The sequence below is a fragment of the Sphingopyxis sp. L1A2A genome (assembly GCF_005502465.1).
Lineage (GTDB): Bacteria > Pseudomonadota > Alphaproteobacteria > Sphingomonadales > Sphingomonadaceae > Sphingopyxis.
On record NZ_SCOT01000007.1, the window covers coordinates 37,735 to 54,538 of the forward strand.

Sequence of the window (16,804 nt, forward strand, 5' to 3'; positions counted from 1 at the left end):
TTTTGGGTGCTGATGATTTCATGCTGTTGGTAGCGGAGGAGGGACTCGAACCCCCGACACGCGGATTATGATTCCGCTGCTCTAACCAGCTGAGCTACTCCGCCCCGAAAGGCCGCCGCATCGGGCGAGCAGCGCCTATAGGCAGGGCTTTGCCCGCGGTCAATATCATGTGCGCGGGCCGCGAAAATTCCGTGCGAACGCCGCTTCCCATGGGCCGCCGCGATAATGATGCGCGGCCAGGCCGGTGATCGCCAGCGGCCGCGGCACGAAATCGGCGGCGAGTTCGGCCAGCAGCGCGCGGGCTTCGCTGGCAGTCACCTTGTTCTGGACGGTGATGTGGAGCCGCGGTGTCCCCTGGTCCTGCGCGGTCAGCATGCCGGTGAAATGCTCGGCGATCCGCTCGCGGATCGCCAGCAGCCCGGGGCTGTCGATGCGATAGGCCACCCCTTTGCCGAGCGAATAGAGCTCGCGCAGCCGCGCGGTCGGCGGCGGCGTGTCGGCGGCGATACGGCGGATCAGCCCGTCGAGTTCGCCCAGCGCCGACGGCGGCAGCTGGTGAAACAGCGTGATATGCGCCGTCAGATGATTGCGCTCGGGCGGGAAATGCGCCGCGCGCAGATTGTCGAAAAAGCGCTGGTCCGCCGCACCCATCGTCGCGGTCACGATGATGGGTGCGGCGCCAGCGGCCCGATCGGGAGGGGGGATGGCCGGGCCGCCTGAGGTCATATCAGCGTCAGTTTACGCCGCCTGCGACAGCTTGCCGCGATACGGGTTCGCCTTCACCCAATCGAGCGCCTTTTCGGGGGTCGATTCGACATAGGGGTCGGCGTCGGTGCCGACGTCGTTGATGCCGGGTTCGACGAACATCTGGACCACGACGCCGTCGTCGACGATCGCGGTGTAGCGCCAGCTGCGCATGCCGAAACCGACATGATCCTTGTTGATCAGCATGCCCATGCGGCGCGTGAAGGCGCCCGAGCCGTCGGGGACCATCTTGACGTTCTGGATGCCCAGGCTCTTGCCCCAATTATACATCACGAACGCGTCGTTGACGCTGATGCAATGGATGTCGGCGACGCCTTCGGCGGCGAAATCGGCATAGAGACGCTCGAAGCCGGGGCACTGCTCGTTCGAGCAGGTCGGGGTGTAGGCGCCCGGCAGGCCGAACAGGATGTGACGGCCGGTGCCAAAGGCTTCGCCGGTGTCGACGTCCTGCCAGCGGAATGGGTTCGGGCCGTCGACAGCCTCGTCGCGGACGCGCGTCTTGAGGGTCACGGCGGGAACGGGTTGATTGATCATGGGAGAGAATCCTTTCTGTGGGATTTTTGTGCAGCGCACCAAAAGCAGACCGGCGGACGCGGGTCAAATCGAGTGGGCCGCTTATATTGATTGGGTCAGACGATCAGAGCGCGGACCAAAAGCGATGCAGTGCCGCCGCGACCTCTGCGGGTCGCTCGGCGATCGCCCAATGCCCTGCCCCGTCGATGACGGTGAGCGGGATGCCGGTGTTCGCGCTGAAGCGCTGCGCGACCGACAGTTGCACATATGGGTCGTCGGCGCCCCAGATCAACGCCCCCCGCGCGGGCAATTTGTCGATATCGCGCGCCCAGTCATGCTCGAAACTGAGCCCCTTCGCCGATCGATAGAGTTTCAGGATCGCGCGGCGCTTGTCCTTGTTCTGCCACTGCTCGGCCTCTTCGGCGGCGATGTCGGCGGGCATGCCCTGCGCCGCCAATCCCTCCGCCAGTTTTGCGGGTTTGCTGAGCGCCATGAAGATTTCGCCCAGGATCGGGGTGTTCCAGATCCGCGCGACGCGGTGGCCGCGATAGTCGGGATCGATCACCGCGTTCGAGATGGCCCAACTGCGCAGCAGATCGGGGCGCAACATCGCGACGCGCTGCGCGATCAGCGCGCCCCAGTCATGGCCGATAACGTCGATCGGGCCGTGCGCGACGAACAACGCTTCGGCTTGTCCGATTGCCCAGTCGGCATAGGCTTCCTTGGTGGCCGGGAATCCCCCGGGCAGCGGCGCGGTGAAGCCGGGGAGCGCGGGAACCGCGACGGGCGTGTCGCCCAAATCAAGCGCGGCGAGCAGCGGGCGCCAGATCGCCGGGCTGTCGGGGACGCCGTGGAGGAAGAGTTTGGCGGTGGTCATATCAACCCTTCGGCAAATGGATGATCCAGCTTTGGTCGGTCGGTTCGATCCGCCCTTCGCGGTAACCTCCCGCGAGCAGCGCGGTACGCGCGTCCGCGCGAACGAGCGTCATGTAATTCCACTGACCGCCGAGGTCGTAATCGAGTCGCGCGCCGGTGCCGCTGGCGACGTCGAAGATTTCTGGCGCAGTGTCACCTGCTGCCACCAGCACCTTGTTTCCCGGCAGCAACAGCAACCCGTCGGCGATCTTGAACCTGGGATCGGCGAGATTGCCGGCCGGGACAAAGCGGCCCGCCGCGACGTCGAAGCGCTCGACCGAGCGCAGCTTGCCGTCATAGTCGCGCGCGTCGGATCCGCCGACAATCAACACGTCGCCGTTTGCCAGACGCAGCGCGCCATGTTTGTAACGGCCCTGCGCCAATTGCCCGGCGGGACTGAAGCGCCCGGTAGTTGGATCGAAAATTTCTGCGCTCGCCAGAGCGCGAGTCGGCGCACGATCGGGCCGTCCGCCCCCGACCATCAACACGCGCCCGTCGGTCAGCAAGGTCGCAGTCGCGCCGCTACGGGCGGTGGCTAGCTGACCAGTGGCCGTCAGGCGGCCCGTGGTCGGATCAAAGATTTCAGCGTCAGAGCGCACATCGCTGCCGTCATAGCCACCGGCGATCAGGATGCGGTCATCGGCAAGGCGAACGACCGCGGGTGCATTTCGCGGCGCTGCCATCACCGGTCCCGCCAGCGACTTTCCCGTCGCAGGGTCGAAGATTTCAGTCGTCGTCGATACGCGCCCGTCGACCCAGCCACCAAAAATGAGGACGCGCCCATCGGGCAGCGCGGCCGCCGAGGGCTGGATACGCTGTACGAGGAGGCTGCCGCCGCCGACCATTTCCATGCTTTGCGCATCGATGACGTCGACCGTTGCGCTCGCGGGACCGGCCTCGCAGCCCGAACGAACACATCCGCCGATCGCGAGCAAGCGCCCTTCCCCTGCGGCAATCAGCTGGTGCGTGGCGCGCGGGGCGCTGAGACGCGGCCCGATCTCGATCCGGATGTCGCTACCGGTTTGTTCCGCCGCGCTGCCGCCGCCCGCCATGCAGGCGGTGAGCAACAGCGAAAAGACAATCAGGCCCGAAACATGTCGCATCACCATTCTCCTTGCATCGCGAATTGACGCTACTCCATCTCCCCGCGATCCCGCCGCAGCTGATACCATTTCTGCACATTGGCATTATGTTCGGACAGCGTCCGCGCGAAGATGTGGCCGCCGTCGCCTTTCGCGACGAAGAACAGATAATCGGTCGGCTCGGGATCGAGCACCGCGGCGATCGAGGCTTTGCCGGGGTTGGCGATCGGTCCCTTGGGCAGGCCAATCATGCTGTAGGTGTTGTAATCATTCACCGCCTGGATTTCGGAGCGCAGGATGCGGCGGCCGAGCGGTTTGCCCTTGGTGAGCGGGTAGATGATCGTCGGGTCAGCTTGCAGTTTCATCCCGACCGCGAGCCGGTTGGTATAGACCCCGGCGACGGTACGGCGTTCGGCGGGAACGCCAGTTTCTTTCTCGACGATCGAGGCGAGCGTGATCGCTTCGTTGCGATCCTTGGCGGCGGTGCGCGGGGTGCGTTTGGCCCAGAGTTCGTTGAACGCCTTGTCCATCGCCGCCTGCATGCGTTTGACGACCGCGGCACGGCTTTCGCCGGTGGTGAAGGCGTAGCTGTCGGGCAGGATGCTGCCTTCGGCCGGCACAGGGATTGTACCGGTCAGGCGCTTTTCGGCCATCAGCCGCTCCCACACCATGATCGACGGCATGCCTTCGGGAATCATGACGAGGCGCTGGATCGTTTTGCCCGACTGGAACAGTTCGAGGATGTCGCCCGCGTCCATCCCCTTTTCGATCTTGTACTCGCCGGGTTTGATCGGATCGTCGGAGGCAAAGAAGCGCGCTTCGTTGCGGAAGCTGGAGGCGGAAACCACACCGACGTCCTCCAGTATCTGGCCTGCTTTCGCGATACTCGCGCCCTGCGGAATCACGATTTCCGCATCCTGCGGCGCACCGGGCGAACAGGCGGCAAGCAGGAGGGCAAGGAAAGACGCCAGCAGCAGCCGTGTCATTGTCATCGGATTTCAATCCCAAACCGTTCGTGCTGAGCTTCTCGAAGCACTGTTCTTCTCTCTGGCCCAGCCTGAAGGAAAAGCAGCCCTTCGACAAGCTCAGGGCGAACGGATTTGGGAGCGCGAGGCTTAATCGATCGCCTTCACGATCACACTTGCATTGGTGCCGCCAAAGCCGAAGCTGTTGTTCAGAGCCGCCTTCACCGGGCGCTTTTTCGCGACGTGCGGAACCAGGTCGACACCGTCCGTCCCCTCGTCGGGATTGTCGAGGTTGAGCGTCGGCGGGACGATCTGGTCGCGGATCGCGAGGATGCAGAAGATCGTCTCGACCGCCCCGGCGCCGCCGAGCAGATGGCCGATCGCCGATTTGGTCGAGCTCATCGACACATCGCCGATCGCATTGCCGAACAGGCGCTTGACCGCGCCGAGCTCGATCGTGTCGGCCATCGTCGAGGTGCCATGGGCATTGATATAATCGATGTCCGACGGGGTCATCCCGGCCTTTTTCAGCGCCATTTCCATCGAGCGATAGGCGCCCGAACCTTCGGGATGCGGCGCGGTGACATGATAGGCGTCGCCCGACAGCCCGTAACCGACGACCTCGGCATAGATTTTGGCGCCGCGCGCCTTGGCATGTTCATATTCTTCGAGCACGACGACGCCCGCGCCCTCGCCCATCACAAAACCGTCGCGGTCCTTGTCATAGGGGCGGCTGGCCGCTTCGGGGCGGTCGTTGTAGGTCATGTTGAGCGCCCGCGCCTGCGCGAAGCCGGCGATACCGATCGGGCAGATCGTCGCCTCGGCGCCGCCCGCCAGCATGATGTCGGCGTCGTCGTCGCGGATCATCCGCGCCGCGTCGCCGATCGAATGGGCGCCGGTCGAGCAAGCCGTGACGACGGCATGATTGGGGCCTTGCAGGCCATATTTGATGCTGACCTGCCCCGAAATCAGGTTGATCAGGCGGCCGTGGACGAAGTGCGGCGACACCCGGCCCGGACCTTTTTCGGCGAGCAGCAGGCTTTCACTTTCGATCCCCGGCAGGCCGCCGATGCCCGACCCGATCGAGCAACCGGCGCGCAGTTTCTGCGCTTCGGTCATGTCCTCGAGGCCCGCGTCCTCGATCGCCTGCCCCGCGGCGTCGATGCCAAAGATGATGAACGGATCGACCTGGCGCTGCACCTTGTGATCGACGCGCTTGCCGGGGTCGAAACCATATTCATGGTCCGGCCCCTTGACCTCGCACGCGATCGTGCATTTCTGGTCCGAGGCGTCGAAATGGGTGATCGTCCCGGCGCCCGATTTACCGGCGAGCAGATTGGCCCAAACGGTTTCCACGTCGGCGCCCAGCGGCGTCACCAAACCCAATCCCGTCACCACAACCCGGCGCATAGTCATTCCTTTCGTCGGCCCCGTCTCTGCAGGTGCCCGCTTTATCTAGACCGGCGCGCGCCCAATAAAAAGGCTTCCCGGTCACAGCGCGCGGGGCGACAGGACCGGGAAGCCGGAAACGCTGGGCAGCGCAGCCGCCGCGTCCGGCCAGGCCGGACCGGGCCGCTTTAGCCCTTGTTCGCTTCGATATAGTCGATCGCATCCTTGACGGTGGCGATCTTTTCCGCCGCGTCGTCAGGGATTTCGACGCCGAATTCTTCTTCAAACGCCATCACCAGCTCGACGATGTCGAGGCTGTCGGCGCCCAGATCATCGATGAAGCTCGCTTCCTCGGTAACCTTGTCGGCTTCGACGCCCAGATGTTCGACGACGATCTTCTTAACCTTTTCGGCCGAATCGCTCATGCGCTATTCCTTTTCTGACTAAGCCGTGAATGTTGGAAATTGCCCTAGTGTCCGTGGGCGGGGCTGGCAAGAGGGCTGACAGCGGTCGGCGCGGCAACCGCCGCATCGACCAGTTCTTCCTCCGCCGCGCTATAGGCTGACCGCTTCCCCTTCTGCCCGTCTGGCACCTGCGTCACGAAATAGGCAGTGCCCTCCCCGGCTTCAAGGTCGAACCACAACCCCGACCGCAATCCATAAGCGTCACCCGAGTGGCCGACCCGGCGGCGCCCGTCGCCGAACAGGTCGTCGCGGCACCCCGGCCCGGAGGACGCCCCGCTACCCGAACTATGCATCGCCAGGCCATATTCGCAGAAAAATCCTTCGGTCCCCTCGCCCGTGGTGGGGCGCACCGGCGCCATGGCGTCCAGTCGCGCCAGGCTGTCGGGCCGCAGGAAGCCGTCGCCGCGGCGCAGCAGCATGACGCCGATCCGCGCCAGCCCGTTGGCCGAGATACGCAGCCCGCCCTGCGGGCTGAACCCGGCGCCGTGGCGCGCGAGGCGATAGGTGCCAAGGTCGCAGCCGCCGTCAGCGGCGGGCACCACCGGGCATTCGGGGCGAATGCCCTTCATGTCGTCGCGAACGACCGAGCCGTCGGCGTCATAAAGCACCACCGCCCGCGCGACCGCCGCGTCGCTACAGGTCGGCCAGTTGAAGCAGGCGTCGACCCCCAGCGGGCGAAAGACCAGCCGGGCCATCGCCTGATCGAACCGCTCGTCGGTCGCGCCCTCGATCGTCGCCGCGACGATGGGGTAATTCAGATTGGCGTAGGTAAAATCGCCCCCCGGCGGGCGCGCCTTGTCCCATGCGGCCGGATTCTGGAGCGCCGTCTCCAGATCGGCGCCGAGCGGCAGCGCATAGTCGATATCGTCGGTCAGCCCCGCTCGGTGGCCCAGCAGCTGCGCCAGCGTTACGGCGCGGTCAGGATAGGCCGGATGGCGCAACCGCCAGCCGAGATAGTCGGATACGTCGCGGTCGAGATCGAGCCGCCCCGCCTCGACCAGCCGCATCACGCCAAGCGCGACGACCAGCTTTGATACCGACGCGATGCGCACCGGATCGTCGGGGCTGAGCGGGCGCCCGCTCTGCCGATCCGCCATTCCCACCACGACCCGTGTTTCCACACCGCCATCGCGATCGAAATGCACCGCGACCGCGGCCGGCGGCGACGACGCCGCAACAGTCAGCAGGGCAAGCGCAGATAACATGGCATCGTTCTGCGCAGACTGGGACCGACCGTCAAGCCGCGGGCTTCGCCGGCACGACCCCCGAATCGCGCAGCGCCGCCGACGCCCGCTGGATCACCACCGGGGTGATCATGAACCGGCCGAGTACCGTTTCGGGGGCGGCGTTCGGTGGCTGGCGCGTATATTCGAGCAGGCGGCGCCATTGCGCCTGCCCCGCCGCGACATTGCCCTGCCGCGCCAGGACAATCGCGCGCACCATCATATATTGCGGCTCCATATTGCTGGGCGACGGCATTTTATCGAGGATCAAGCCCGCTTCGGCTTGGTCGCCGCGCTGCGACAGGATGAACGCCAGGGTGACCGCCGGTACCCCGGGATAGCTGTCGTCGAGCACCAACGAGCGGCGCAGCAGCGCCTCCCCCTCGACCGCCTGGCCGCAGGTGATCTTGAACAGCCCCAGAAAGCCCGACATGTCGGCGTCATAGGGATTGAGGCGCAGCGCCGCATCGCCCATCGTGTTGCCGCCCGAACAATTGGCGACATAGAAATTCGCGCGCGCCATCGCGAACAGACCCGCGGCAGAATTGGGGCTGCTTTCATAGGCTTGCAGCGCCACCGCGCGGGCTTCGCCAAAGGCTTCATGGCCCGCCGGGGTCATCCGCTGCGGCTGCCAGTCGCCAAAACGCAGCAACGACAGCGCGGCGAGCGCCACCGGATCGCGGCGGTCGCGCTTCAGCGTCGCGCGCAGGCAGGCGGCGACCTGCGTGGCGATCGGCGTGCTGCGCATCTGGCGCATCCGGTTGAACTGTGCGAGGCAGGGAAAGCCGGGCGAAAAATTATCGGGCTGGCGCTGGATCTGATCGCGCACGATGACCCCATAGTCGCCCGCGACCTGGGCAATGGCCGGCTCGATTGCGGAAAATTCTGGCGTTTCCTGATCGGTCACCCTGATCTGCTGCGACCAGATCGCACGCTGATCGGCGACGCGGTTGAGCACCAGTGTGACCTCGGCATCGCCCGCCAGATTGCGGACCAGCGATGCGTCGAGCCGATAGTCGGCGATGCGCGGCGTCGCCGCACCGGGCGTCTTGGCACTGAGCAGATCGACCAGGTCGAACCGGCGCAGCCCGTCGCGCAACTTGCCGTCGAGCGCCCGCGCGAGCGCCCGCGACGGCGGCGTGCTGCCCGCGACCGGGGCGCTCACCTCGAGCAACGGCACCGGCACCGGATCGCTGACGAACAAGCGGTCCGGACCACTGCGCAGCGTCCACAGCGTAAACAGTGCGAGCACCAGCAGGACGAGGGCAACGACCCAGCGGCCATAGCGCGGCCCCGTCGCCGCGCGGCGACCCGCGGCCCCCGGAACGCGCGGCGCCCCGGCGCCGTCCGCGCCCGCTGCTGCCTTGACGTCATCCTGCGTTTCGGCCTCGTCCGCCGATCGCGCCGGCGGTGCAACGCGGTGCTGGACGACCACCTCGTAGCTGCCCTGCGGCACCCGCAACCGGTGGATCCAGGGGGTATCGGCATAGTAACGATCGAGCAACGTCCGCAGCCGTCCGACCATCACCCGCGGATAACTGTCGACCGCCGGATCGAAATCTTCGCTGCGCCCCAGCGCCTCGGTCGCGATCGCATAGGCCTTGGGCGAGCTGCGCCCGCCCCGCAACCGATGCTCGACCAGAAATTGCAGCAAGCGCGACAAAACCGGCGACCGAACGAACAGCGGAGATTCGAGCAGGCGCTCCTGCTCCTCCGCGATAATCCGGTCGGTCTCGCCGGGATTTTGAGTTTCGTTCGCTTTCGCGTGGTCCATGCTACCCTCAAATGCCCCTGACAGGCGGTGCGGGTGATACGCCAATCAATCAACGCGACCAGCCATTGTTACTTCCACGTAACGGTAACAGGAACGCGCTTCGCCATATCAGAAGAACCGCGACCCGCCAATCTGCAACGACAAAGCCCGAAACCAAGTTAAGAATTGGTTATCAATCGGCGACATCATCGCATGTGACCCCTTGTAACTGCCCCATTTTTGGAAACGTGCCATTCTGGAGAGGTCGCGACAGTCCTACGATGCCGCGGCATTGAGGCCGACAGGAGAAGGGTGCGAGCTGGTCCCTGGCATTCTTCAGACCCCCTCCGGCCTCATTCCAAGACTTCGCCGGGCGGACTGACAGCCCCACCTGTCACCCGCCCGGCAAGTCGATCCGCCTGACCGCGATGCCGGATTCAAGCCGGACCAATCCGAAACGCGCACAGCTTGTTGCCGTCGAGGTCGCGAAAATAGGCGCCGTAAAACGCCTGCTCGCCCTCGTCGCCGCGCACGCCCGGCGGCCCTTCGCAGGCACCGCCCAGTTCGAGCGCCCTGGCGTGCAGCGCATCGACCTTGGCCCGCTCGTCGACGACGATCGCCGCCATATGCCCGTTGCCGGCGTGCATCGGCTGACCATCATAGGGCCGCGTCACCGCGATGCCGGGCTGACCCCAGCTGGTCGCGTACAGGGTAAAGCCATTATCCTCATCCGACATCCGCATCAATTCGCTGGCGCCGATCGTGGCGAGCAGCGCGGCATAGAAGTCGCGCGCGCGGCCCAGATCGTCGGTTCCCATCGTCACATACCCAAGCATCGTCTCTCTCCTTCGCTGCGGTCACGAAAAGGGCGCCAGTTTTTGGCTGGCGCCCCGGTCGATTGCCGTGGAACCGCGACCGCGGCTCAGGTCGTGGCCGGCGCCTTGCACGGTCCGGTGTGGCTGCTGGTCATCTGCATGACCATTTCCATCTCGCCGCCGGTCGGCACCTTGCCCTTGGTGGTGATAGTCACGTCGGTTTTCTTGGCCGCCATCGTGCCGTTCATCGCCATATCGACCGTCTGGCCGTTGGCGGTGCAGGTGCCGGCGATGTCGATCTTGCCGCCCGCGATGTCCTTCTTCGACCATTTGCACTCGCCGCCATTGCCCGGGCCCTTGGCGAGTTCGGCCGCGATGTCTTCCTTGTCGACCTGCTCCTGGGTGAAGCACTGGTCCATGCCGCTGGCGCCTTCCATCATCTTTGCCATGCCGTCCTTCATTTCGGGCGGCATTCCGGGGACTTCAAACTTCACCAGCTTGACGTCGGTTTTCCAGTTGCCGGCCTCACGCTTCACCGGGCCGCTCGCATTTTCGGCCTTGCCGCAGCCCGCGACCGCCAAGAGCGTGCCGACGGCTGCAATCGTCAAAATCTTTTTCATACCCTGTCTCCTGTGACTTGCCGCTGCCTGCTCTGTGGCGGACTCATTGCGATTGTGGACCCGCCTCATCGATACCATATTGGCAGCGATGGCAATCCAGATTCGCACCTCGCTCGACGAAATCGACACCGCCGAAGGCTATGTCCCGCACCGTCCCACCCGCCCCGACAAAGTCGAAGGCGGCAAGCGATTTGAACTGGTTAGCGACTATGAACCGGCGGGCGACCAGCCGACGGCGATCCGCGAGCTGGTCGATACCGCACTCGATGGCGAACGCGATCAGGTGCTGCTGGGGGTCACCGGTTCGGGCAAGACCTTCACGATGGCGAAGGTGATCGACGAATTGCAGCGCCCGGCGCTGATCCTCGCTCCCAATAAGATCCTCGCGGCGCAGCTTTACGGCGAGTTCAAGAGCTTCTTCCCGAACAATGCGGTCGAATATTTCGTCAGCTACTACGACTATTACCAGCCCGAGGCCTATGTGCCGCGGTCCGACACCTACATCGAGAAGGAAAGCTCGGTAAACGAGGCGATCGACCGCATGCGCCACTCGGCGACGCGCGCGCTGCTCGAACGCGACGACGTCATCATCGTCGCGTCGGTGTCGTGCCTCTACGGTATCGGATCGGTCGAAACCTATTCGGCGATGATCTTCGACCTCAAAAAAGGCCAGGTTGCAGACAATCGCGAGATCATCCGCAAGCTCGTCGCGCTGCAATACAAGCGCAACGACCAGGCGTTCGCGCGCGGCAATTTCCGTGTCCGCGGCGACAATCTCGAAATCTTCCCGTCGCACTATGAAGATATGGCGTGGCGGATCAGCTTCTTCGGCGACGAGATCGAAGAGATCACCGAATTCGACCCGCTGACCGGTAAAAAGATCGCGACGCTCGACCATGTCCGCATCTATGCCAACTCGCACTATGTGACGCCGGGTCCGACGCTCAAGCAGGCGTCGGAGGCGATCAAGCACGAGCTGACCGAGCGGCTGAAGGAACTCGAAGCCGAAGGCCGCCTGCTCGAAGCCCAGCGGCTAGAGCAGCGCACCAATTTCGATCTCGAAATGATCGCCGCGACGGGCAGCTGCGCGGGGATCGAGAATTACAGCCGCTTCCTGACCGGCCGCCTGCCCGGCGAGCCCCCGCCGACCCTGTTCGAATATCTGCCCGACAATGCGCTGCTCTTCGTCGACGAAAGCCACCAGACGATCCCGCAGATCGGCGCGATGTCAAAGGGCGATCACCGCCGCAAGATCACGCTGGCCGAATATGGCTTTCGCTTGCCCAGCTGCATCGACAACCGGCCGCTGCGCTTTGCCGAATGGGACATGATGCGCCCGCAGACGGTCAGCGTGTCGGCGACCCCCGGCACCTGGGAGATGGACCGCACCCAGGGCGTATTCGCCGAACAGGTGATCCGCCCCACCGGGCTGATCGATCCGCCGGTCGAGATCAAGCCGGTCGAGGAGCAGGTCGACGACCTGATCGTCGAGGCGAAAAAGACCGCCGCGGCGGGGTATCGCACGCTGGTGACGACGCTGACCAAGCGGATGGCCGAGGATCTCACCGAATTCCTGCACGAAGCGGGGATGAAGGTCCGCTATATGCACAGCGACATCGAGACGCTGGAGCGTATCGAGATCATCCGCGACCTGCGGCTCGGGGTGTTCGACGTGCTGATCGGCATCAACCTGCTCCGCGAAGGGCTCGACATTCCCGAATGCGGGCTGGTCGCGATCCTCGACGCCGACAAGGAGGGTTTTCTGCGCAGCGAAACGTCGCTGGTGCAAACGATCGGCCGCGCCGCGCGCAACGTCGACGGCCGCGTCATCCTCTACGCCGACCGCATCACCGGCAGCATGGAACGCGCAATGCGCGAAACCGACCGCCGCCGCGAAAAGCAGCACGCCTTCAATCTGGAACATGGCATCACCCCGACGACGATCAAGCGCAACATCGGCGACATCATCGCGCATGTCGCGTCGAAGGACGGCGTCGTCATCGACATCGGCGAAGACAAGCCCGCGCACATGGTGGGGCATAATCTGCGGGCGTACATCCAGGATCTGGAAAAGCGGATGCGCGACGCGGCGGCGGACCTGGAGTTCGAGGAAGCCGGCCGACTGCGCGACGAAATCCGCAAGCTGGAGGCCGACGAGCTGGGGTTGCCTGCGGGCGAGCAGGTGGCGCCGCGGGTCGGGCGGAGCAACGAGGGCAAGCCGGGGACGCGCAAGGGGCGGTTCGGGAAGCAGAGCAAGACAAAGTGGGGGCGGTAGGATCCGATTGACATACTATTTTTTCTCCCATAGATTTTGGAGAAAGGATAGGCAATGCAGATCGAGATCGACTTCGACGTTTTCAAAGCGCTTACTCTTTTGCGTCAAAGCGAAGACGACACCTATAACGACGTCCTCCGACGGCTGCTTTCGATCGCTGACAGCTTTCCAGCGACTGAAGACCTGCAAGACCTCTTGAAACCCGCTGCCCAAAGCGTTGTCTCTGCCTTGTTGGGCGAACCTTTCCATTCGGGTGTTTGGATGGGCAATGTGTTCTTCCCCAATGGAACCAAGTTTCGGGCGACTTACAAAGGAAAGACTTATCGCGCTGAGATAAGAGATGACACTTGGATCGACGAGCACGGCTTCCTCCGGCAGAGTCCTTCCGACGCCGCCGGCGCAGTTTCGGGCACAAAGGTGAATGGGTGGAAGTTTTGGTACGCAAAACGCCCCGCCGATGATGATTGGCATCGACTGGACGAACTTCGTAAATGACCCGCTCACTCGCCAATAGGAAGACCTCCTGCATGTCACTTAGCCATGGCCGATTTGTGTCGCGGAAGGTCGACTGATATATGGTCAAACCGGCAAAACTTTACGCCCTGCTGCTCCAGTCGTCGCATCGCACAGTAAGTTTCCGCGATTTCGAGCGACTTCTGCGCGCCTTCGGCTTCGAGTGGGCGCGCACGACAGGCAGCCATCGGCAATATGTTCACCCGAAAGTGCCGCGCTCATTTCCGGTCCAGCCGGAAGCAAAAGATGCCAAGCGCTACCAAGTTCGCGAACTGCTTGAACTCATCGAGACCTATGGCCTATATATCGACGAGTGAACGAGCCCCATTATCACATCAACCTGTTCTGGTCCGGCGAGGATAAATGCTGGATCGCCGATGTTCCCGACCTGCGCCCTTGTTCGGCGCACGGCGATACGCGCGAGCAAGCCGTCTCCAATATACGGGATGCTATCGAAGGCTGGCTCGAAGTTGCCCGAGAGAAGGGTTTTTCTATCCCCGAACCGCGCTATCGCCCTGCCATATACGCAGCGCGATAAAAAGTGCGACGCCTGAAACCCGCTTCGACCAAAGCCCCGTTGTAACCGACAAGTAGCCTTGCCGCCTCCCCGCGCGCTGCATAGGGTCCGCCCCTAACCGGGGAGAAATCAATATGAAATCGGGTCTGTCGCTTATCGCTTTGGCGCTTGCTTTCACCGCGCCTGCCGCGCTCCATGCACAGGACAAACCTGTCGATAAGCCCAAGGCTGAAAAACCCGCCGATTACGAACCGCAGGTTCGCACGACCAAGCTGTCGGGCACCTTTGGCGGCCAGCGGATCAACTATGCCGCGACGATTGGCGAGACGATCATCAAGAACAAGGACGGCATTGCCGAGGTTGCGGTCGTCACGACGTCGTACGTCAAGGAACCGCGCGACCCGGGCCGGCCGATCACCTTCCTGTTCAACGGCGGCCCCGGGTCGGGCACCGTGTGGCTGATGATGGGGGCGTTCGGGCCGAAGCGCGTCGCGATCCCCGGCACCGGCATCGACGACGGCGCCCCGCCCTATCCGATCGTCGACAATCCCGACGCGTTGATGGACGTCACCGATGTCGTGTTCATCGACCCGCCGGGCACCGGGTTTTCGCACCTGATCGGCAAAGCCGACCCCAAGGATTATTACGGGGTGACGCAGGACGCCAAGCTGGTCGCCGAGGTGATCCGCCGCTGGCTGGGCGACAATGGCCGCTGGAACAGCCCCAAATATCTGGGCGGCGAAAGCTATGGCACGACGCGATCGGCCGCGGTCGCGAACCAGTTGATGAACGCGACGTACAACGACGTTGCGCTGAACGGCATCATTCTGATTTCGACCGTGCTCGATTTTGCGGCGGGGTCGGACACCGCGGGCAATGAATTGTCCTTCATCACCAACCTGCCCTCGATGGCGGTCACCGCGCTCTATCATGGCAAGGCCACCGGCGCCTCGCCCGAGGCCTTTGCCGAAGAAGCACGGCAATGGGCGATCGGCCCCTATGCGTCAGCGCTGCTGAAAGGGCAGAAATTGCAGGGCGAGGAGCGCGCCGCGATCCGCCGCGATCTGGCGCGCTTTACCGGCCTGTCCGAAACCTATCTCGACAGCGCCGACCTCCGCGTCACCCCCAGCCGCTTCTACAAGGAGCTGCTCCGCGATCGCGGGCTGACCGTCGGCCGCCTCGACAGCCGTTATACGGGCAAGGATTATGACAGCGCCGGCGAGGAGCCCGACAACGACCCCAGCTTTTACGGCATCGACGCCAGCTATACCGCCGCGATCAACAGCTGGAGCCGCGACGGGCTCGGCTTCAAGACCGACCGCGAATATCAGTCGATCGGCGGCATCGGCGGCCAATGGGACTGGCGCATCGGCGGCCGCGACACCAACGCCTATCTGAACGTCGCGCCCTATATCGGGCAGGCGCTGCGCGAAAATTCGGGGCTGAAGGTGCTGGTCGCACAGGGCTATTATGATTTCGCGACGCCGTTCTTTGCTGCCGAATATGCGCTGTCGCGCACCGGCATGCCGCAGGACCGGATCAGCTACACCTATTATGGCGCGGGCCATATGATGTATATCCGCGACGAGGACCGCAGCAAATTGTCGGCCGATATTCGCGCCTTCATTCGGGCGCGGTGACGATCAGGGGCGCCATCGCGGCGCCCCTTTTCCGGATCAGCGCAGCACGCCCGCGGCGGCTTGTCGGCGCGCATAGAAGAACAGCGCGATCAGGATGACCCAGATGACGATGTTGAAATACATCGGCCCGGCCCCGAACAGGCTGATAAACTCGTCCTTCTTCATGACGAATTGATAAACGGTCATCGCCGCCAGTCCCGCTGCCGAAATGATGAAAGCCGTCACCGCGTGGCGGCTGCGCGCGAGCAGCAGCAGCGACCCGGCAAAGCTGCCCCACACCCCGAGCGCCCAGCCGATATTGGCCCAGAGCGGAAAGCTGTACAGCCATTCGATCTGTTCCGGTTTGAAGCCGCTGACTTCGCTCATATACCAATCGCTCTTCATCTTCGCGAAGGTGTAGTCGGTCACCGCGATGAGATTCCACAGCACCGCCAGGATTCCCACCAGCCAAAGATGCCACGGCGTTTTTCCAGCTTCGGTCATAATCATCTCCCTCCCCAGAAAGACTGCAATCGACGAACCGCCATTGCCCCTCTGCAATCACGGTGCGCTAACGACATAACACACTGGGGCCCCAACCGAAACAAAGATGTCGCCGCAGCATGCCATGGGCTTGGCAAGCCGCTCGCAGATCGCGATAGGCCCAATATGTGCGTCGTCGCCCTTGCCTGGCAGGTTCATGCCGACTGGCCGCTGATCCTGGTCGGCAACCGCGACGAACTTCACGCGCGCCCCGCCGCGGCGCTGGCCGCGTGGGACGATGGCAGCGGCATCGTTGCCGGCCGCGATTTGCAGGCCGGCGGCACCTGGCTCGGCGCGCATCCGGCCAGCGGACGCATCGTGGTGGTGACCAATGTCCGCGGCGCCATGCCCGATCCGGCCAAGGAATCGCGCGGCGCGCTGGTCGTCGACATGCTGCGCGGCGTCGGGCGTTTCGCCGATCCAGGCGCGGCCGATTTGGACCGCTTCAATGCCTTCAACCTGTTCGCGGTCGGCGGTGGCACAGCGCGGCTGTTAACCAATCGGCCGCGGCTCGGGATCGCGGCGCTGGGCACCGGGGTCCACGCGCTCGCCAACGAACCGATCGATCAGCCCTGCCCGCGCGCCGAGCGCCTGCGCGCGGCGCTGGCGGCGGTGGTCGATGCGCGCACCGATCCCGAAGGCCTGCTCGACACGCTGACCGCCGAGGGTGACCCGGCGTTGTTCCTGCGCGGCGATATTTATGGCACGCGCGCCTCGACGCTGGTCGCGGTCGCCGCCGACGGACGCGCGCGGATGATCGAGCGCCGATACGAAGCGGGCGGCCGTCCCATTGGAACGACCGCCCTGCAATTTTCGATCGGCTAAGCCGGACG

The 16,804-nt window shown here is 64.2% G+C and carries 18 protein-coding genes and 1 tRNA gene; 6 read left to right on the top strand and 13 right to left on the bottom strand.

The window, feature by feature from the left end; translation table 11 throughout:
- Positions 1-27: 27 nt before the first annotated feature.
- The 12 genes from FFS68_RS06505 to FFS68_RS06560 form a co-directional block, all read right to left on the bottom strand.
- Positions 28-104: transfer RNA gene (locus tag FFS68_RS06505), tRNA-Met, on the bottom strand.
- A gap of 61 nt (positions 105-165) precedes the next feature.
- Positions 166-651 (bottom strand): 2'-5' RNA ligase family protein, encoded by a 486-nt coding sequence (locus FFS68_RS06510; RefSeq protein WP_137752480.1) that lies wholly within the window; start codon positions 649-651, stop codon positions 166-168.
- Between the two features lie 87 nt (positions 652-738).
- The gene (locus FFS68_RS06515) at positions 739-1,299 is read right to left on the bottom strand and encodes a peroxiredoxin (protein ID WP_137752384.1); all 561 of its coding nucleotides are present in this window, start codon (positions 1,297-1,299) and stop codon (positions 739-741) included.
- 103 nt (positions 1,300-1,402) lie between these two features.
- The gene (locus tag FFS68_RS06520) at positions 1,403-2,155 is read right to left on the bottom strand and encodes an alpha/beta hydrolase (protein WP_137752385.1); all 753 of its coding nucleotides are present in this window, start codon (positions 2,153-2,155) and stop codon (positions 1,403-1,405) included.
- Between the two features lies 1 nt (position 2,156).
- Complete coding sequence (locus FFS68_RS06525) at positions 2,157-3,296, bottom strand: hypothetical protein (RefSeq protein WP_137752386.1); 1,140 nt, start codon at positions 3,294-3,296, stop codon at positions 2,157-2,159.
- Between the two features lie 29 nt (positions 3,297-3,325).
- Positions 3,326-4,261, bottom strand: coding sequence for an endolytic transglycosylase MltG (gene mltG, locus FFS68_RS06530; RefSeq protein ID WP_137752481.1), 936 nt, complete (start codon positions 4,259-4,261; stop codon positions 3,326-3,328).
- Between the two features lie 129 nt (positions 4,262-4,390).
- Positions 4,391-5,650 (bottom strand): beta-ketoacyl-ACP synthase II, encoded by a 1,260-nt coding sequence (fabF, locus tag FFS68_RS06535; protein ID WP_137752387.1) that lies wholly within the window; start codon positions 5,648-5,650, stop codon positions 4,391-4,393.
- A 167-nt stretch (positions 5,651-5,817) separates the two neighbouring features.
- The gene (locus FFS68_RS06540) at positions 5,818-6,054 is read right to left on the bottom strand and encodes an acyl carrier protein (protein WP_003039428.1); all 237 of its coding nucleotides are present in this window, start codon (positions 6,052-6,054) and stop codon (positions 5,818-5,820) included.
- Positions 6,055-6,098: 44 nt separating this feature from the next.
- Positions 6,099-7,298: a serine hydrolase domain-containing protein gene (locus tag FFS68_RS06545; protein ID WP_137752388.1), complete on the bottom strand. Its 1,200-nt coding sequence runs from the start codon at positions 7,296-7,298 to the stop codon at positions 6,099-6,101.
- A gap of 31 nt (positions 7,299-7,329) precedes the next feature.
- On the bottom strand, positions 7,330-9,090 hold the full coding sequence (locus tag FFS68_RS06550; protein ID WP_137752389.1) for a tetratricopeptide repeat protein: 1,761 nt from the start codon (positions 9,088-9,090) through the stop codon (positions 7,330-7,332).
- Between the two features lie 416 nt (positions 9,091-9,506).
- Positions 9,507-9,905: a VOC family protein gene (locus tag FFS68_RS06555; protein ID WP_137752390.1), complete on the bottom strand. Its 399-nt coding sequence runs from the start codon at positions 9,903-9,905 to the stop codon at positions 9,507-9,509.
- Positions 9,906-9,991: 86 nt separating this feature from the next.
- On the bottom strand, positions 9,992-10,504 hold the full coding sequence (locus FFS68_RS06560; protein ID WP_171003766.1) for a DUF3617 domain-containing protein: 513 nt from the start codon (positions 10,502-10,504) through the stop codon (positions 9,992-9,994).
- An 88-nt stretch (positions 10,505-10,592) separates the two neighbouring features.
- Here FFS68_RS06560 and uvrB point away from each other — a divergent pair, with 88 nt between their 5' ends.
- The 5 genes from uvrB to FFS68_RS06585 all read left to right on the top strand — a co-directional run bounded on the left by uvrB (position 10,593) and on the right by FFS68_RS06585 (position 15,449).
- Positions 10,593-12,779: an excinuclease ABC subunit UvrB gene (gene uvrB / locus FFS68_RS06565; protein ID WP_137752392.1), complete on the top strand. Its 2,187-nt coding sequence runs from the start codon at positions 10,593-10,595 to the stop codon at positions 12,777-12,779.
- A gap of 54 nt (positions 12,780-12,833) precedes the next feature.
- A complete protein-coding gene (locus FFS68_RS06570; protein WP_137752393.1) occupies positions 12,834-13,274 on the top strand; it encodes a hypothetical protein in 441 nt (146 codons plus the stop codon).
- An 80-nt stretch (positions 13,275-13,354) separates the two neighbouring features.
- On the top strand, positions 13,355-13,609 hold the full coding sequence (locus FFS68_RS06575; RefSeq protein ID WP_137752394.1) for a type II toxin-antitoxin system HicA family toxin: 255 nt from the start codon (positions 13,355-13,357) through the stop codon (positions 13,607-13,609).
- Positions 13,606-13,830 (top strand): type II toxin-antitoxin system HicB family antitoxin, encoded by a 225-nt coding sequence (locus FFS68_RS06580; protein ID WP_137752395.1) that lies wholly within the window; start codon positions 13,606-13,608, stop codon positions 13,828-13,830. Before FFS68_RS06575 ends, FFS68_RS06580 begins: the two co-directional genes overlap by 4 nt.
- Positions 13,831-13,943: 113 nt before the next feature.
- The gene (locus tag FFS68_RS06585) at positions 13,944-15,449 is read left to right on the top strand and encodes a peptidase S10 (RefSeq protein WP_137752396.1); all 1,506 of its coding nucleotides are present in this window, start codon (positions 13,944-13,946) and stop codon (positions 15,447-15,449) included.
- Between the two features lie 36 nt (positions 15,450-15,485).
- Here FFS68_RS06585 and FFS68_RS06590 read toward each other — a convergent pair whose 3' ends face one another.
- Positions 15,486-15,932 (bottom strand): hypothetical protein, encoded by a 447-nt coding sequence (locus tag FFS68_RS06590; protein ID WP_137752397.1) that lies wholly within the window; start codon positions 15,930-15,932, stop codon positions 15,486-15,488.
- 165 nt (positions 15,933-16,097) lie between these two features.
- Here FFS68_RS06590 and FFS68_RS06595 point away from each other — a divergent pair, with 165 nt between their 5' ends.
- Positions 16,098-16,796 carry an NRDE family protein gene (locus FFS68_RS06595; RefSeq protein ID WP_137752398.1) on the top strand — a complete coding sequence of 233 codons (699 nt, stop codon included), beginning with the start codon at positions 16,098-16,100 and terminating at the stop codon, positions 16,794-16,796.
- Positions 16,797-16,804: the final 8 nt, after the last annotated feature.

What these genes read in the sequence shown, in the direction of transcription:
- FFS68_RS06510 (WP_137752480.1), bottom strand. Translation starts at nt 651, where the DNA reads ATGGGTGCGGCGGACCAGCGCTTTTTCGACAATCTGCGCGCGGCGCAT.
- FFS68_RS06515 (WP_137752384.1), bottom strand. Translation starts at nt 1,299, where the DNA reads ATGATCAATCAACCCGTTCCCGCCGTGACCCTCAAGACGCGCGTCCGC.
- FFS68_RS06520 (WP_137752385.1), bottom strand. Translation starts at nt 2,155, where the DNA reads ATGACCACCGCCAAACTCTTCCTCCACGGCGTCCCCGACAGCCCGGCG.
- FFS68_RS06525 (WP_137752386.1), bottom strand. Translation starts at nt 3,296, where the DNA reads ATGCGACATGTTTCGGGCCTGATTGTCTTTTCGCTGTTGCTCACCGCC.
- mltG (WP_137752481.1), bottom strand. Translation starts at nt 4,261, where the DNA reads ATGACACGGCTGCTGCTGGCGTCTTTCCTTGCCCTCCTGCTTGCCGCC.
- fabF (WP_137752387.1), bottom strand. Translation starts at nt 5,650, where the DNA reads ATGCGCCGGGTTGTGGTGACGGGATTGGGTTTGGTGACGCCGCTGGGC.
- FFS68_RS06540 (WP_003039428.1), bottom strand. Translation starts at nt 6,054, where the DNA reads ATGAGCGATTCGGCCGAAAAGGTTAAGAAGATCGTCGTCGAACATCTG.
- FFS68_RS06545 (WP_137752388.1), bottom strand. Translation starts at nt 7,298, where the DNA reads ATGTTATCTGCGCTTGCCCTGCTGACTGTTGCGGCGTCGTCGCCGCCG.
- FFS68_RS06550 (WP_137752389.1), bottom strand. Translation starts at nt 9,090, where the DNA reads ATGGACCACGCGAAAGCGAACGAAACTCAAAATCCCGGCGAGACCGAC.
- FFS68_RS06555 (WP_137752390.1), bottom strand. Translation starts at nt 9,905, where the DNA reads ATGCTTGGGTATGTGACGATGGGAACCGACGATCTGGGCCGCGCGCGC.
- FFS68_RS06560 (WP_171003766.1), bottom strand. Translation starts at nt 10,504, where the DNA reads ATGAAAAAGATTTTGACGATTGCAGCCGTCGGCACGCTCTTGGCGGTC.
- uvrB (WP_137752392.1), top strand. Translation starts at nt 10,593, where the DNA reads ATGGCAATCCAGATTCGCACCTCGCTCGACGAAATCGACACCGCCGAA.
- FFS68_RS06570 (WP_137752393.1), top strand. Translation starts at nt 12,834, where the DNA reads ATGCAGATCGAGATCGACTTCGACGTTTTCAAAGCGCTTACTCTTTTG.
- FFS68_RS06575 (WP_137752394.1), top strand. Translation starts at nt 13,355, where the DNA reads ATGGTCAAACCGGCAAAACTTTACGCCCTGCTGCTCCAGTCGTCGCAT.
- FFS68_RS06585 (WP_137752396.1), top strand. Translation starts at nt 13,944, where the DNA reads ATGAAATCGGGTCTGTCGCTTATCGCTTTGGCGCTTGCTTTCACCGCG.
- FFS68_RS06590 (WP_137752397.1), bottom strand. Translation starts at nt 15,932, where the DNA reads ATGACCGAAGCTGGAAAAACGCCGTGGCATCTTTGGCTGGTGGGAATC.
- FFS68_RS06595 (WP_137752398.1), top strand. Translation starts at nt 16,098, where the DNA reads ATGTGCGTCGTCGCCCTTGCCTGGCAGGTTCATGCCGACTGGCCGCTG.